This window comes from Pseudomonas sp. BIGb0164, from assembly GCF_024810135.1.
In the GTDB taxonomy this organism is placed as follows: Bacteria; Pseudomonadota; Gammaproteobacteria; order Pseudomonadales; family Pseudomonadaceae; genus Aquipseudomonas.
This window is the reverse complement of the sequence record NZ_JANUEA010000012.1, coordinates 114675-129617: the sequence shown is the minus strand read 5'-3', so window position 1 is coordinate 129617 and position 14943 is coordinate 114675. Positions and strand designations below refer to the sequence as shown.

Annotated in this window: 13 protein-coding genes; 6 read left to right on the top strand and 7 right to left on the bottom strand. The window is 62.9% G+C overall.

All coding sequences use genetic code 11. From position 1 onward, the window contains the following. Window positions 1–40: 40 nt before the first annotated feature. Window positions 41–1216, bottom strand: a complete 1176-nt coding sequence (locus M2394_RS27695) for an MFS transporter (protein WP_259175324.1) — start codon at window positions 1214–1216, stop codon at window positions 41–43. A 118-nt stretch (window positions 1217–1334) separates the two neighbouring features. Between M2394_RS27695 and M2394_RS27690 the strand changes: the two genes are divergently transcribed. Further along, window positions 1335–2234 (top strand): LysR substrate-binding domain-containing protein, encoded by a 900-nt coding sequence (locus M2394_RS27690; RefSeq protein WP_259175323.1) that lies wholly within the window; start codon window positions 1335–1337, stop codon window positions 2232–2234. Window positions 2235–2323: 89 nt separating this feature from the next. Continuing rightward, complete coding sequence (locus M2394_RS27685) at window positions 2324–3121, top strand: DUF2242 domain-containing protein (RefSeq protein ID WP_259175321.1); 798 nt, start codon at window positions 2324–2326, stop codon at window positions 3119–3121. Between the two features lies 1 nt (window position 3122). Here the strand turns inward: M2394_RS27685 and aceE are convergent, their stop codons facing one another. Beyond that, complete coding sequence (gene aceE, locus M2394_RS27680; RefSeq protein WP_259175320.1) at window positions 3123–5783, bottom strand: pyruvate dehydrogenase (acetyl-transferring), homodimeric type; 2661 nt, start codon at window positions 5781–5783, stop codon at window positions 3123–3125. A 145-nt stretch (window positions 5784–5928) separates the two neighbouring features. Here aceE and M2394_RS27675 point away from each other — a divergent pair, with 145 nt between their 5' ends. Further along, window positions 5929–6399 carry a MarR family winged helix-turn-helix transcriptional regulator gene (locus tag M2394_RS27675; RefSeq protein WP_178920831.1) on the top strand — a complete coding sequence of 157 codons (471 nt, stop codon included), beginning with the start codon at window positions 5929–5931 and terminating at the stop codon, window positions 6397–6399. Window positions 6400–6461: 62 nt separating this feature from the next. Here M2394_RS27675 and M2394_RS27670 read toward each other — a convergent pair whose 3' ends face one another. Continuing rightward, window positions 6462–7466: a transketolase-like TK C-terminal-containing protein gene (locus M2394_RS27670; RefSeq protein ID WP_259175319.1), complete on the bottom strand. Its 1005-nt coding sequence runs from the start codon at window positions 7464–7466 to the stop codon at window positions 6462–6464. A gap of 144 nt (window positions 7467–7610) precedes the next feature. On the opposite strand from M2394_RS27670, the gene M2394_RS27665 reads away from it, so the two are divergent. Then, window positions 7611–7790, top strand: a complete 180-nt coding sequence (locus M2394_RS27665; RefSeq protein ID WP_176998793.1) for a hypothetical protein — start codon at window positions 7611–7613, stop codon at window positions 7788–7790. Between the two features lie 8 nt (window positions 7791–7798). Here M2394_RS27665 and M2394_RS27660 read toward each other — a convergent pair whose 3' ends face one another. Together M2394_RS27660 and M2394_RS27655 are read right to left on the bottom strand one after the other, a co-directional pair. Continuing rightward, window positions 7799–8833: an AraC family transcriptional regulator gene (locus tag M2394_RS27660; RefSeq protein WP_259175318.1), complete on the bottom strand. Its 1035-nt coding sequence runs from the start codon at window positions 8831–8833 to the stop codon at window positions 7799–7801. Window positions 8834–8837: 4 nt separating this feature from the next. Further along, entirely contained in the window at window positions 8838–9968 is a 1131-nt protein-coding gene (locus tag M2394_RS27655) for a carbon-nitrogen hydrolase family protein (RefSeq protein WP_259175317.1), read from the bottom strand. Window positions 9969–10180: 212 nt separating this feature from the next. Between M2394_RS27655 and M2394_RS27650 the strand changes: the two genes are divergently transcribed. Next, window positions 10181–12220: an NADPH-dependent 2,4-dienoyl-CoA reductase gene (locus tag M2394_RS27650; RefSeq protein ID WP_259175316.1), complete on the top strand. Its 2040-nt coding sequence runs from the start codon at window positions 10181–10183 to the stop codon at window positions 12218–12220. Window positions 12221–12277: 57 nt separating this feature from the next. Beyond that, window positions 12278–13162, top strand: a complete 885-nt coding sequence (locus M2394_RS27645; RefSeq protein ID WP_259175315.1) for a 1-aminocyclopropane-1-carboxylate deaminase/D-cysteine desulfhydrase — start codon at window positions 12278–12280, stop codon at window positions 13160–13162. Between the two features lie 44 nt (window positions 13163–13206). Here the strand turns inward: M2394_RS27645 and M2394_RS27640 are convergent, their stop codons facing one another. Continuing rightward, the gene (locus M2394_RS27640) at window positions 13207–13800 is read right to left on the bottom strand and encodes a cytochrome b (RefSeq protein ID WP_259175314.1); all 594 of its coding nucleotides are present in this window, start codon (window positions 13798–13800) and stop codon (window positions 13207–13209) included. A gap of 232 nt (window positions 13801–14032) precedes the next feature. Further along, window positions 14033–14860, bottom strand: a complete 828-nt coding sequence (gene phnX, locus M2394_RS27635) for a phosphonoacetaldehyde hydrolase (protein ID WP_259175312.1) — start codon at window positions 14858–14860, stop codon at window positions 14033–14035. Window positions 14861–14943: the final 83 nt, after the last annotated feature.

The following is a 14943-nucleotide window of genomic DNA, read 5'->3' as shown; positions in this document are numbered from 1 at the left end:
TGAACAAGAAGCCCCCGGCCTGAAAAGACCGGGGGCTTTTTTATGGGCGTCGCGCGGTCTTCAGCGCGCCTGCAAAGGCCAATAACATCAGCAACACCACCGCCCAGGCAAAGGCCGAGACGCCCCAGCCCTGCAGCAACACACCGCCCGCCAACCCGCCACCTGCAATGCCCAGGTTCCACACGGTCACCAGCATCGATTGCGCGGCATCCGCCGACTCGCCGGCCGATTTGGCCAGTGCCGTTTGCAGCAGGGCCGGCAGCCCGCCGAATGCCAGGCCCCACAGCGCCACGGCGAGGTAGATGATCACCGGCTGCTTGATCCAGAACGCCAGCGCCAAGGCGATCAGGCCAAACAGTGCGCAACTGATCAACAGCAGCGTGCGCAGCCATCGATCAATCAACACACCGGCCAGCCAGATGCTTAACAACGCGGCGAGGCCGAACACCAGCAGCACCCGGTCGACATCGGCGGCAATGCCCGCAGGCACCAGCAGCGGGGCGATGTAGGTGTAGAGAATGTTGTGCGCCAGCACGTAGGTAAAGGTCACCCACAACACCGGACGAATACCCGGCAACGCCACTACCTGATGCAGTCCCAGGCGTTTACCCGCCTGTTCGCCGGCGAAGTCCGGAAGTTGCAGGCGCGCCCAGATCAGCAGCAGTAGCGTGAGCCCGGTCATGATTGCAAAACTCAAGCGCCAACCCACGGCCGCGCCGAGGAAGGTGCCAGCGGGCACCCCCAGCGACAGCGCCAACGGAGCGCCGAGCATCGCTACCGCAATTGCGCGGCCTTGCAGGTGGGGCGCTACCATCCGGCTGGCATATCCGGCCAGCAGCGCCCACAGCAGCCCGGCAAACACACCCGCGAAGAAGCGCGCCACCAGGGTCAGCCCGTAGTGACTGGAAAGCGCAGTGACGCTGTTAACCAATGCAAAGCCGCCGATGGCCACCAGCAGCAACGGTCGGCGTCGCCAGCTTCGGGTCAGCAGTGTCAACGGGATGGCCGCCAGCAGTGATCCAAGGGCATACAGGGTGACCAGTTGGCCGACCAGCGCGGGCGACACGCCGAGGCCGTCGCCCATCTGCGGCAGCAGCCCTGCAGGCATGGCTTCGGTGAGGATGGTGATAAACCCGGCGCTCGCCAGGGCGAGTAAACCGCCCAATGGCAACGTGTCCCGCTGGGTGGTCACGGGAGATTCGGTCAGTGAGGTCATCGCGCTCTATCCAAGCAAAAGGCAAGGCGGCAGAGTAGGGGGCTGTGGTCAACGGAAAAACAGGCTAAGGTTCCGAACTTATCGGACGCTGATGTCCGCAATCAATAAGGACCCTGTCATGGACAGTCTGGGCAGCCTTTCGGTCTTCGTGCAGGTGGCCGAGACTCGCAGTTTTACCGTCGCCGGGCGTGTGCTGGGTGTGTCGTCCTCGGCCATCGGCAAAACCATCGCGCGTATGGAAGAACGCTTGGGTGTGCGTTTGTTTCATCGCAGCACGCGCAGCATCACCCTGACCGGGGAGGGCGCGTTGTTCCTGGAGCGCTCGCGGCGCATCCTGGCAGAGGTCGAGGCTGCCGAGCGTGAGCTCACGGAGGCCAGCGCCACACCCCGCGGCAAATTGCGCATCAGCGTGCCGCAAGTGCGCGGCCTGTTGATGCCGGTACTCAGCGATTTCATGCGTGCCTATCCGCAGATCGAACTGGATGTGGATTTCTCTGACCGCATGGTGGACGTGATCGAAGAAGGGTTCGATGCGGTGATTCGCACCGGCAAGCCCGAAGACTCCCGACTGATGGCCCGTCACCTGGGGCACTATCAATTGGTTCTGGTGGGCACCCCGGCCTACTTTCGTGAGCACGGCATGCCGCAGCAGCCCCAGGATTTGAACAGCCATGCCTGCCTGCGCCACAAGTTCTGCGCGACCGGCAAACTGGAGCCCTGGCCCTTGCGCCTCGAGCCTGGCGCCGCAGAGCCGGTGTTGCGCGCGCCGTTGGTCAGTACCACCATCGAGTCCCTCAACCATGTAGTACACGAAGGCTTGGGGATCGCCTGTCTGCCGGACTATATGGTCAAGCAAGCCGTGGCGGACGGGCGCCTGCAGCGGGTACTGGACGATTACCTGGAACATCGCGGCAGCTTCTGGATGTTGTGGCCCTCCAGCCGTCATGCCTCGGTCAAACTGCGCGTGTTTATTGAGCATATGTGCGCAGGGTTATTTCCTGCAGGCACCGGTGCGTAGGTCTGTGACGTTTTACCGACAGGAATCCGCGCGCCAAGGCCTCGTTCTGTTGCACAATACCGCCCGGACTGTTTTTCTCAGGATTTTCGATGTCGACATCATTTCACTTGCGTAACCTCGGGTTGGCGCTGGTGCTGGCGGGCGCCGCGGGCTGCTCGTCACCCAAGACCGCTATTTATGAACATGAGAATTTCGACGACTCCGGCACGTTCTCCCGTGATTACCCGGTCAGCGATGCGGCTGCCTGTGAGGCGGCGCGTCGTGCGCTGTTGAGCCAGGGTTACATCATCACCAGCAGCGATCCGAAGTTGGTGGTGGGTAACAAGAGCTTCCAGCAGACCGGCGAAACCCACATGCAGATCAGTTTCAACGTGGTGTGCGCCAATGATGGCAAGGGCAACAATCACTCGACGATGTTTGCCAACGCCCTGCAGGACCGTTATGCCCTGAAGAAGGTCAACAACTCCGCGAGCCTGGGCGTCGGCGTGTTGGGGTCGGTGTCGATGCCGATCGGCTCCACCGATGATTCGATGGTGAAAGTGGCGAGCGAGACTGTCTCCGCGCCGAAGTTCTACGAACGTTACTTCGCCCTGGTGGATGTGTTCCTGCCGCAGGAAGTGAAGCAGGCCGAACATATTCCCGAGAAGCCCAAGGCCGACCTGGGCGTGCCGGAACCCAAGGCTGCTCCAGTTGCCGAGAAGGTCGAGGCGCCGAAGGAAGAACCCGCCGCACCGGCTGCTCCTGCTGCGTCCGAGCCTGTGGTGCCGCCTGCCGAGCCGGCACCCGTGGTGCCCCACGAAGAGCCTGCACCGGCACCCGCGCCGACCAATCCAAGCCTGCCGGCGCCGACAGAAGCGATTCCGCCCCTGCCAACGCCTGCGCAGTGACTCAGACCGCTACGGGATCGGCCTTGTCGACGTCGATCCCGTAGCGGCTGATGGCTTCACCCACCTTATCCCGGCCAATCACGCCGTCATCCGCCAGGGCCTTCAGCGCCGCCAGCACGATGAAGTGCCGGTCCACTTCAAAGAACGCACGCAAGGTTTCCCGGGTGTCTGATTGCCCGAAACCGTCGGTGCCCAGCGCCACAAATCGGCGGCCGTTGACGAAGGGGCGAATCTGGTCGACGAACAGCTTCATGTAGTCCGTCGCCACCACCACCGGCCCAGGCTGGCCGGCCAGGCACTGCTCCACGTAACTCGCACGCGGCTCGCTGTGCGGGTGCAGCAGGTTCCAACGTTCCACCTGGTGCCCGTCACGGCGTAACTCGGTAAGGCTGGTCACGCTCCACACATTGCTGCGTACGGCAAAATCCTTTTCGAGCAATTCGGCGGCGGCGATCACCTCCCGCAGAATCGAGCCGCTGCCCATCAACTGCACCTGTGGCTGTTGGCTGGCTGTCAGCCTGTACATACCCTTGAGGATTCCTTCCTCGACACCTTCGGGCATGGCCGGGTGTGGGTAGTTCTCGTTGAGCAGGGTGATGTAGTAGTAAATGTCCTCCTGTTCGACGTACATGCGCCGCATGCCTTCGCGAATGATCACCGCCAGCTCGTAGGCATAGGTCGGGTCATAGGACACGCAGCACGGAATCACCGACGACAGGATATGGCTGTGGCCGTCGTCATGCTGCAAGCCTTCGCCCATCAGCGTGGTACGCCCGGCCGTGGCCCCCAGCAGGAAGCCACGGGCCCGTGCGTCACCGGCCGCCCAGGCCAGGTCGCCGACACGCTGGAAGCCGAACATCGAATAGAAAATGTAGAACGGCACGGTCATCAGGCCGTGGTTGCTGTAGGACGTACTCGCTGCGATCCACGAGGAAATGGCGCCGGACTCGTTCAGGCCTTCCTGCATGATCTGCCCGTCTTTGCTCTCTTTGTAGTAGCTCAGTTGCCCGGCGTCTTGTGGGGTATAGAGCTGGCCGACGGCAGAATGGATGCCGATCTGGCGGAACAGGCTTTCCATGCCGAAGGTACGCGATTCATCCGGCACGATGGGCACGATCAGCTTGCCCAGGCTGGGGTCTTTGAGCAGGGTGCCGAGGATGCGCACAAACGCCATGGTGGTGGAGATCGCGCGTTCGCCGGTGTCCTTGAGCTGGGTGGTGAACGCGCTCAGTTCGGGAATCTGCAACGGCTCGACGGCGCTATGACGCGCCGGTACGTAGCCACCCAACGCCTGGCGGCGTGCCGCGAAGTAGCGCGCTTCTTCGCTGTCGGGCGCTGGCTTGAGGTAGGGGATCTGGTCGAGCTGGTCGTCCGCCACGTCCAGGTCGAAGCGGTCGCGAAAGGCCCTGACGGCGTCGGCGCCCATCTTCTTGAGCTGGTGGTTAATGTTCTGGCCTTCGCCGGCTTCGCCCATGCCGAAGCCCTTGACCGTTTTCGCCAGGATCACCGTCGGCTGGCCTTTGTGGCGCATGGCAGCCGCGTAGGCGTTGTAGACCTTGTCCGGGTCATGCCCGCCCCGTGAGAGCTTCCAGATATCGTCGTCGGACATATCGGCGACCAGTGCCAGCAACTCGGGGTATTTGCCGAAGAAATGTTCGCGCACATAAGCGCCGTTCTGCGACTTGTAGTTCTGATAGTCGCCGTCGACGCATTCCATCATGCGTTGGCGCAGCAGGCCGCTCTTGTCCTTTTCCAGCAGCGCATCCCAGCCGCCGCCCCAGATCACCTTGATCACATTCCAGCCGGCGGCGCGGTACAGGCTTTCGAACTCCTGGATCACCTTGGCATTGCCGCGCACGGGGCCGTCCAGGCGTTGCAGGTTGCAGTTGACCACGAAGATCAGGTTGTCGAGTTTCTCGCGCCCGGCCAGGGAGATGGCGGCCAGGGATTCCGGCTGGTCCATTTCGCCGTCACCGAGGAAGGCCCACACCTTGCGGCCCTGGTGCGGCTTGAGCGCACGCAGTTCCAGGTAGCGCATGAAGCGCGCCTGGTACGCCGCAGTAATCGGCCCCAGGCCCATGGACACGGTGGGGAACTGCCAGAAGTCCGGCATCAGCCGAGGGTGAGGGTAGGACGACAAGCCCTCGCCACCGGCTTCGCGGCGGAAGTTATCCAGCTGTGCCTCGCTGATGCGCCCCTCAAGGTAGGCGCGTCCGTAAATGCCTGGGGAGGAGTGGCCCTGGATATACACCAGGTCGCCGTCGAACGTGTCGGTGCGGCCACGGAAGAAATGGTCAAAGCCTACGTCGTACAGCACGGCGGCTGACGCGTAGGTCGCGATATGCCCACCCACGCCTGAGTGTTTGCCAGCGCGCAACACCATGGCCATGGCGTTCCAGCGGATAAACGCGTTGATACGGCGCTCGATGGCCAGGTTGCCGGGGTAGGGCAGTTGGCGTTCGAGCGCGATGGTGTTGACGTAGGGCGTGGTCACCCGCCCGTGGAAGTCGCCATGCCGCGCTACGTCGAAATCCAGCAACTGATCAATCAGGTAGTGCGCACGCGGGCGGCCTTCGGTGGACAGCACCGATTCGATGGACTCCAGCCATTCGCGGGTTTCCTGTGGATCGTTGTCCGGTCTTACTGCGTGATTCGTGGTCATGTGCGGCTCCAGGGTAGGCAGATTTCAAGCGGCAGGCTCTTTGTGGGAGTGCTGCAAAAGTAATTGCAATTGCAACTACATGCCGGAATCTAGCGCGGGATGAGGTACTATTGCAACCTTCTTGAAAACCCCCGGATGGTGTTGCATGTCGTCGAAAGAGCCTGATGTCTGGTTTCGTTTTGTCAGGGCCCACAGGACGGTCATCCGTGAGATCGAACGCCGCCTGGCCGAGGCTGGCCTGCCGCCCTATGCCTGGTATGACGCCTTGTGGGGCCTGGAAAGCGGCCCCGACGGCACCCGCCGCATGCACGAATTGGCCGATGTGCTGGCGATCGAGCGCTATAACCTGACCCGGCTGGTAGACCGCCTGGAAAAGGACGGCCTGGTGGTGCGTTCACGTTCCGAGGGGGATGGTCGTGCGGCGTTTGCCTCGATCACCGACGCTGGCCGGGTGTTGCGTAAAAAGATGTGGAAGATCTACGAAAGCACCGTGGATGAGCTGTTCCTCTCGCAGATCGAGCCGGAGCAGCGCCAGCTGTTTGCCGACACCCTGGAGCGCACGGCGGGGTTGGCGATGGAGGCAGGTGTGCAGCCCAGGACCCGGCGCAAATCCTGACCCCGGTGGAGATCCACTGTGGGAGCAGGCAAGCCAGCTCCCACAATTAACCGCATTCCAGTTCATTCGAGGGGGTACCGGGCCATCGCTGTTTCCACCTGCTGAAGATCAATGCACCCTTCATTCGCCAGCGCCCGAAGCGCCGACACCACGATCCAATACCGGCTCGGCGCCGACACCTGTACCGTCCCCGCGCCCAGCGCGACAAACCGGGCATCTACATACCCGGCCAACTGATCGACAATCGCCTGCGGGTAGCCGGTCACGGCTATCACTGGACCCAGGCTGTCACCAAGGCAATCGCGCAAATGGCAGCCCTGCCTGGGCGCTGTAGGATGCAAGCGGTTCCACCGCTCGGCCGCCGCCGCTTCGCGGGCCAGGCGGGTATAGCTGGGGCAACTCCACACCTGCGCCGAAATATTCCAATCCTGTTTGAGCAATTGCGCAGCGTGCATCACCGCTTCCAGCGCCCGGCCGGCGCCGAGCAGTCGCACCTCAGCCGGGCCGTCAGGCGTGATCCGGTACATCCCCTTGAGTGCGCTCTTGCGCTGCCGGGCAGTGAGCGGCATGGAGTACTCATGGTCATGCAGCGCCAGGTAATAAAAACCGGGCATGCCGTCGACATACAGCCGGCGCAGACCCTCCAGCACAATCGCGCGGGCTTCTTCTGCGCAAGCCGGGTCATACGGGGTGCAATGGGGATGGGTAGCGAGCCACAACGGCAGTGAAGGTTGTGCGCCTTTGGGCCAGGTTGAGGGTTGGTTCTCGATGCTATTGCACAGGATGCCACGCCGCGCCGTCTGGTCCGAGAGTGCACACAACTGCGCAGAAGACGCGGCACTGTGTAGGTACAACAGCGGTTTTTCCGCGGTGTTGCGTCCGAACCAAACCGGCCAACTGTTCGCACGGCGTGAGTGTGACTGGCCGCGAATCACCCAGGCATGACGGCTGGACTCCAACGTATTGGCCATGGCCATGACGGTAGACAGCGGTGAGTTGCGTGGCTGCCCGGCAGCATTCAATGCATCGATGCAGAGCAGCGCCGAAAGCGCGGTTGAAGCGGGCATGGGTCGAGCCCCTGATGGTGGATGCTCATACCCTAAAGGAAAAACTCATACGATTGCAATTGCAATGATTGCAATAGCGCCTCAAATCGCGAGTGCTAAATCATCCCAACGCTGCTACGTTTATTCTTGAAGTGCAGGAACGTCATGGCGTCGACATTTTTTCGTCATCACGGCACTTTAGGCTGGGTTTGCAGGTCATTTATCTGCAACCGCTTTCAACCTGAAAAGGAGTCCACCATGGACGATTACCAAGAAGAGCTGCTGGAGTACCACGCGTTTGAAATGGATCCACTGGATCCAGCCGACGACGCCACCGAGCTGTAAGACCGACTTCAGGCGGAATGCCGCTGACTGCGGCGAAATTCCCCTGGGGTCTGGTTGTTCCACCGCCTGAACGCCCGTTGAAACGCCTGGGCCGAGGCAAAGCCGAGCAAGTAGGCGATCTCGCCGAACGCCAGTTCCGTGTCGCGAATGTAGGTCATGGCCAAATCGCGGCGGGTATCGTTGAGAATTGCGCGAAACTGAGTGCCTTCTTCGGCCAGTTTGCGGCGCAGCGTCCAGGTTGGCAGCTTCAAGCGTGCCGCCACCTCTTCCAGGTCGGGTTCCCGGCCGCCATTGAGCATCGGCCCGAGCAACCGGGTAATGCGCTCGCGCAGGCTGCGGGTGCGGGTCAACTGCTCCAATTCCCGTTCACATAATTGCAGCAACATCTGCCAGGTACTGGGGCAGTGCTGGGGGTTGCGCATGGCCAGGGTGTGCTGGCTGAGGCGCAGTTGGTTGGCCTCGGCACCGAAGTGCAGCGGACCATCGCCCAGCACGCTGTAGTCTTCGCTGTAGTCTGGCGCTTCAAACTCGATATCAATGCGCTGTGCCTGCACTGGCTGCTGGGCCAGGCTCGACAACTGGTGCAGCCAGCCGGCGATGATCGAGTCCACCACAAAGCGGTTGTAGGCGTTGTAGGGGCTGATGGAATAGAAGCGCAGCCAGGCGCCTTCGGCATCCTCATGAAAGCTCGATTGCCCGCGATAGTTGGAGCCGTACAACGCCTCGAAACGGGTCAAGGCGCGTGCCGCTTCCCGCACGTTGGGCGCCTGGGCGGCCGTTACACCTGCCAGGCCAGCCTGGCTCAGGCGGCTGAGCTGGCCCATGCGCAAACCCAGGCTGGGAGCGCCGGTGAGCTGGATGGCCGCATGGCCCAGGCGCATGTAGCGCGGGATCGACAAACGCGCGCCGGCTTCGGCGAGACGCGCCGGGTCGAGGCCGTATTGCAGCAGCAGCGGTTGTGGGTCCAGGCCATGGCTGTGGACGGCATCGGCCAGGGCCTGCACGAAGCCGACCGACAGATCCCCCAGGCGTACGGGCTTCACGGCGTCACAACCAGATATTCAGCAAGCGTGCGCCACGGGTGCCGCTGTCGGCGGTGACTTGCCCGTTGCTGCTCAGGAAGCTGTGGCCGGCGGTGCCCAGGTCCCAGAATTGTCCGCGCAGGAACACGCTCATGCCGGCGGTGGCCTGGCTGACCGGCTGTTGGCTGATCAGGGTCAGGCGGCGCCAGGCTTCGCCTTCGCTGAGTTCCTCGGGCTTGAGGCTGATTTCGGTGGGGGTCGAGACACTCTTGAAGCCGCGCCACGGGCGGTCCCAGGTGTCGCGGCCGATGACGAACGCCGGCACCGCCACCAATTGCGCGCCTTGCTCGTTGAGCTTGCGGTAGTTGTCCGGATACCAGCTGTCGCTGCCGATCAGCACGCCCAGGCGACCGGCCGGCGTATCGACCACGCTGACGATGTTTTCATCACCCGGTTCGATAAACCCGCGCTCGTCGTAGATCGGGTAGAGCTGGCGCTGCGGCTGGCCAACGGGCAGGCCGTCGGTACCGAACACCAGGCTGGCGTTGTACAGCGCGCCATGGCCCACATGCAGTTGGCCGTCTTGAACACTTGGGTTGGGCAAAGCGATGGAGCCGGCCACCAGGGTCACGCCAAATTCCTTGGCCAGGCCGCCGAACAGCGCCTGGTAGTCGCGGGCCATGCCCTTGGCCTTCATGCGCAGGTAGGCGTCGTCGGTACGGTTATCGCCGGTGGCGCCGATCCAGGCACGGGCAAACAGGAACGGGTTGCTGGCCGACAGCCAGTTCATTGCATCTTTAAGGTGGGTGGCCTGGTACAGCTCGTTTTTCTCGCCGCTGAGCATCAGCCAGGTGCCGATGTGCTCGGGCAGCACCACGATGGTTTTCTGATTGATCAGCCCCTGGTCCCGGGCCTTTTGCAGATAAGCCGCGAGCTTCAGGTGCAGGCGTTCAAGGCTCTGGTAGTCGGCCGGGAACAGCTCCGGCTGGATGCCCAGCAAGTTGCCCCGATCGGCCGGTAGGCCTTCATTCACGGCCAGGGTAATGCGCAGGTCCGACAGGTAATGCGCCACGGGGCGCTCCTGGGTCCAGACCAGATACGCGGCGACGGCGGCAACCAGGGCCATGGTGACGGTGAAGGCAAGAAGTTTACGCATGGGGCAACAGACAACAGACCGTGTATAGGGTTCGCCGACTAGGGTAGGGCCCATGGCAGGGCTTGCCAAGGGGCGCTGTGCATTTGGATCAATAACTTGTCAGTTTCAGTCATTGAGCCGTCGTCCAGCGCCTCTTAGTCTGTGGGACATAAACCGATGGCAGGCCATTCGAGCCTGTCACGTCCCGTGATGATCCGTTGTGGAGCTTGACCATGACCGCTGCTGCCTACCCGCACCTGCTGGCCCCGTTGGACCTGGGTTTCACCACCCTGCGCAACCGTACCCTGATGGGCTCGATGCACACCGGCCTGGAAGAAAAACCCGGTGGTTTCGAACGCATGGCCGCCTACTTTGCCGAGCGCGCCCGTGGCGGTGTCGGCCTGATGGTCACCGGTGGCATTGGCCCGAACGATGAGGGCGGGGTGTACGCCGGTGCGGCCAAGCTCACCACCGACGCAGAAGCGCAGAAGCACAAGATCGTGACCCAGGCCGTGCACGAGGCAGGCGGCAAGATCTGCATGCAGATCCTCCACGCCGGCCGTTATGCCTACAGCCCCAAGCAGGTGGCGCCCAGCGCGATCCAGGCGCCGATCAACCCGTTCAAGCCCAAAGAGCTGGACGAGGAGGGCATCGAGAAGCAGATCCAGGATTTCGTCACCTGCTCGTTGCTGGCCCAGGTGGCCGAGTACGACGGCGTCGAAATCATGGGCTCCGAAGGCTATTTCATTAACCAGTTCCTCGCCGCCCACACCAACCATCGCACCGACCGTTGGGGCGGCAGCTACGAAAATCGCATGCGCCTGGCGGTGGAAATCGTGCGCCGCGTGCGCGAGGCCGTGGGCCCGAATTTCATCATCATTTTCCGCCTGTCGATGCTCGACCTGGTGGAGGGTGGCAGCACCTGGGAAGAGATCGTGCAGTTGGCCAAGGCCATCGAGGGCGCCGGCGCGACGATCATCAACACCGGCATCGGCTGGCACGAAGCGCGAATCCCGACCATCGCCACCAAGGTGCCGCGTGGCGCATTCAGCAAAGTCACCGCCAAGTTGCGCGGTGCGGTGCAGATCCCTTTGATCACCACCAACCGTATCAACACCCCGGAAATCGCCGAGCAGATCCTCGCCGAGGGCGACGCCGACATGGTGTCCATGGCGCGGCCGTTCCTCGCCGACCCGGCGTTCGTCAACAAGGCGGCGGCCGGGCGTGCCGATGAAATCAACACCTGCATCGGCTGCAACCAGGCCTGCCTGGACCACACCTTCGGCGGCAAGCTGACCACCTGCCTGGTCAACCCTCGGGCGTGCTACGAGACCGAGCTGAACTACCTGCCGGTCAAGCAGATCAAGAAAATCGCGGTGGTCGGTGCGGGGCCTGCGGGCCTGGCGGCGGCGACGGTGGCAGCGGAGCGCGGTCACCAGGTGACGTTGTTCGATTCGGCCAGCGAAATCGGCGGCCAGTTCAACATCGCCAAGCGCGTGCCGGGCAAGGAAGAGTTCTTTGAAACCCTGCGGTATTTCAAGCGCAAATTGCAGACTACCCATGTCGAGCTGTGCCTCAACACCCGCGTGGATGTGGAGCAATTGGCGGCCGGTGGGTATGACGAAATCATCCTGGCCACCGGTATTGCCCCGCGAACGCCGGCGATCCCGGGTATCGAGAACGCCAAGGTGCTGAGCTACCTGGACGTGATCCTGGAGCGCAAGCCCGTGGGCAAGCGCGTGGCCGTGATCGGCGCTGGCGGTATCGGTTTTGACGTGTCGGAGTTCCTCGTGCACCAGGGCGTCTCCACCAGCCTGGACCGTGACGCGTTCTGGAAAGAGTGGGGCATCGACACCCAACTGCAGGCCCGTGGCGGCGTGGCCGGCATCAAGCCGCAGCCGCACGCACCGGCGCGTGAGGTGTTCTTGCTGCAACGCAAGACCTCCAAGGTGGGTGATGGCCTGGGCAAGACCACCGGCTGGATCCACCGCACCGGCCTCAAGAACAAACAGGTGCAGATGCTCAACAGCGTCGAATACCTGAAGATCGACGACGAAGGCCTGCATATCCGCATCGGCGCCGAAGGCGAGCCCCAAGTGCTGGCGGTGGACAACATCATCATCTGCGCCGGCCAGGACCCGCTGCGCGAACTGCAGGATGGCCTGGTTGCCGCCGGCCAGAACGTGCACCTGATCGGCGGTGCCGACGTGGCCGCCGAGCTGGACGCCAAGCGCGCCATCAACCAGGGCTCGCGCCTCGCCGCCGAGCTGTAAAAGCCGAAGAGGGGTGGTGTTAAACTACTGCCCCTTTTTTCATGCAGATGTTCCCCGATGGGTCCGTTCGATTGGCTTCCCCAGGCACCGCTTGAGCCCTTGCAGTTGGACTGGCTCAGAGGTGTCGAGCTGGCGGTGCTGCGCCTGGACCGCATCGATCCGCTGATCAGCGGCAACAAGTGGTTCAAGCTCACCGGGCACCTGGCCCAGGCGCAAGCCGCCAGCGGCCTTATCAGCTTGGGCGGCGCTTACTCCAATCATCTGCACGCCGTGGCGGCAGCGGGGAAACGCTTTGGGTTTCCCACTGTCGGCCTGCTGCGCGGCCACCCGCAAGACACCCCCACCGTTCTCGATCTGAAAGCCTTTGGCATGCAACTGCATTGGCTCGGTTATGGCGGCTACCGCGCGCGCCATGCGCCGGGTTTCTGGGCGCCCTGGCGTGAGCAGTACCCGGATTTTCATCCCGTGCCCGAAGGGGGCGGTGGGCGGGCGGGAGCAATGGGGTGTGCGGAGCTGGTTGAGCAGGTGCGCGGGCAACTGGCGGCGCTCGGCTGGGACGATTACGACGCCTGGTGGCTGGCAGCGGGCACCGGCACCACCTTGGCGGGCTTGGCACTGGCGGAGGCCGGCGCGCACCCGGTGTACGGCGCCATGGCCGTGCCCGATGATCACGGTGTCGCCCAGAATGTCGACGCCATCGTGCGGGGTGGTTATGAGCTGTTGGACGCCAGCCGAGGGGGCTTTGCCAAGGTCGACCCGCTGCTGCTCGACTTCATCGACACCACCGAACGCGCCTGCGGCCTGCCGCTGGAGCCGCTCTACACCGGCAAGGCATTGTTGGCGTTGAAACAACAGATCGAAGCCGGACGCTTCAGCCCCGGCACCCGCCTGATTTTCGTCCACACCGGAGGCCTGCAAGGCCGCCGCGGCTTTGCAGCCTAGCGCAGATCCCCTGTGGGAGCGGGCTTGCTCGCGAATACGGTCTATCAGTCAACTGTTTTGGTGGCTGTTCCGCTGCCTTCGCGAGCAAGCCCGCTCCCACCTGGCATCATTCTCAAGGCAGTGTTATCGCGCAGCACATAATGATGAAAGATACCCGCCAGAGCATGCAGGCCAATCAGCCAGTAGCCGATCTTGCCGAACAGCACATGCCAGCCTTCGATCTGCTTGGCCAGGGCTTTGTTCTCGGCGATCAGCGGCGGCAACTCCATGCCGTAGAACATCACCGAATGCCCTTCGGCGCTGACGATCAGCCAGCCGGCAATCGGCATGCCGATCATCAAGGCATACAGCGCGAAGTGCATCAGGGTGGCCAGCAGGCTCTGCCATGCCGGCGGTGCTGGTACGATCTTCGGCGCCACTCCCAGGCTGCGGGCGAACAGGCGCAGCCACACCAGCACAAACACGGTGAGGCCGAACATGAAGTGCATTTCAACGATCAACGTTCGCCCGCCACTGCCTTTGGGGAATTGGCCGCGTAACTCAATGCAGGCGTAGACCACCGCCAGCAGCACCACCATCAACCAGTGCAACGCGATCGACATGGTGCTGTAGCGCGTATCGGAGTTTTTCCACGGCATCGCTGGGTTCCTCACTCATCAGGGCAAACCTGTGGCGAGGGAGCTTGCTCCCGTCGGGCTGCGTAGCAGCCCCCTGTTCAGGGTCGCTTCGCGCCCCAGCGGGAGCAAGCTCCCTCGCCACAGGTACAGTTTCATCACAGGACAACATTGCGTTCTTGGATGACGCAGTGGTTTAACTGTATGCCGGTTTTGAGTGGTTTGCCTGGCGTGAATGCCGTTGTGTTGACCTCTATCAGTGGCTTTGCGGCATTTCACCGCGGGCCAGGCGCTTGTTGATATCGGTGATGACCGCCGGCAGGTCGTTGAGGGTGTCGATCAGGTAGTGCGGGCGCGAGCCCTCGAAGATCGCCTCGATGCGCTTGCGCTCGCTGGTCAGGGTGGCGGCATCCAGCGCGCGGAACTGCTCGTAGGTCAGGCCCAGGGCATTGCCGGAGCAGGTCAGGGCCACGGTCCACATGCCGGCGCGGCGGCCTTCGAGTATGCCTGGCACGGTATCGTCAACCTTGACGCACGCCGCCACATCGTCAATGCCCAGCGCGATCACGTTGGCCAAGGCCTGGGCCGGCCATGGGCGACCGTTGGGCACTTCGTCGGTGGCCACCACGTGGTCGGCGATATAGCCGTTGGTGGCGGCCAGGGCGACGACTTTATCCATGACTTGCTTGGGGTAGCCGGAGCAGCTACCCACCTTGATGCCTTGCACCCGCAGGCGCGCAATGGTGTCCAGGGCGCCGGGGATCAGCGCCGAGTGCTCGGCAATTTTCTCGATCTGCAGCGGCATGAAGCGCTGGTAGATGGCGGTCACATCATCGTCGGTCGGCGTGCGGCCAAACGCCTTGCGATAGCGCTCGGCAACCTGGGGTTGGTCGCAGAGGGTGCGGATGTGGTCCCACTTGCCCATGCCCATCGGGCCACGGGCTTCTTCGATGGAGACCTGCACGTCGAACTCGGCAAACGCCTCGACAAAGATCTGGGTGGGCGCGAACGAGCCGAAGTCGACCACGGTGCCGGCCCAGTCAAGAATGACAGCCTGAAGGGTGTTGGGGTTCTGATAGTTCATACACAAATCCTGTGGGTCAAATTGGGAACTGTAGGAGCCGGCTTGCCGGCGATAGCGATCGTGAGGACGCCATCGCCGGTGAG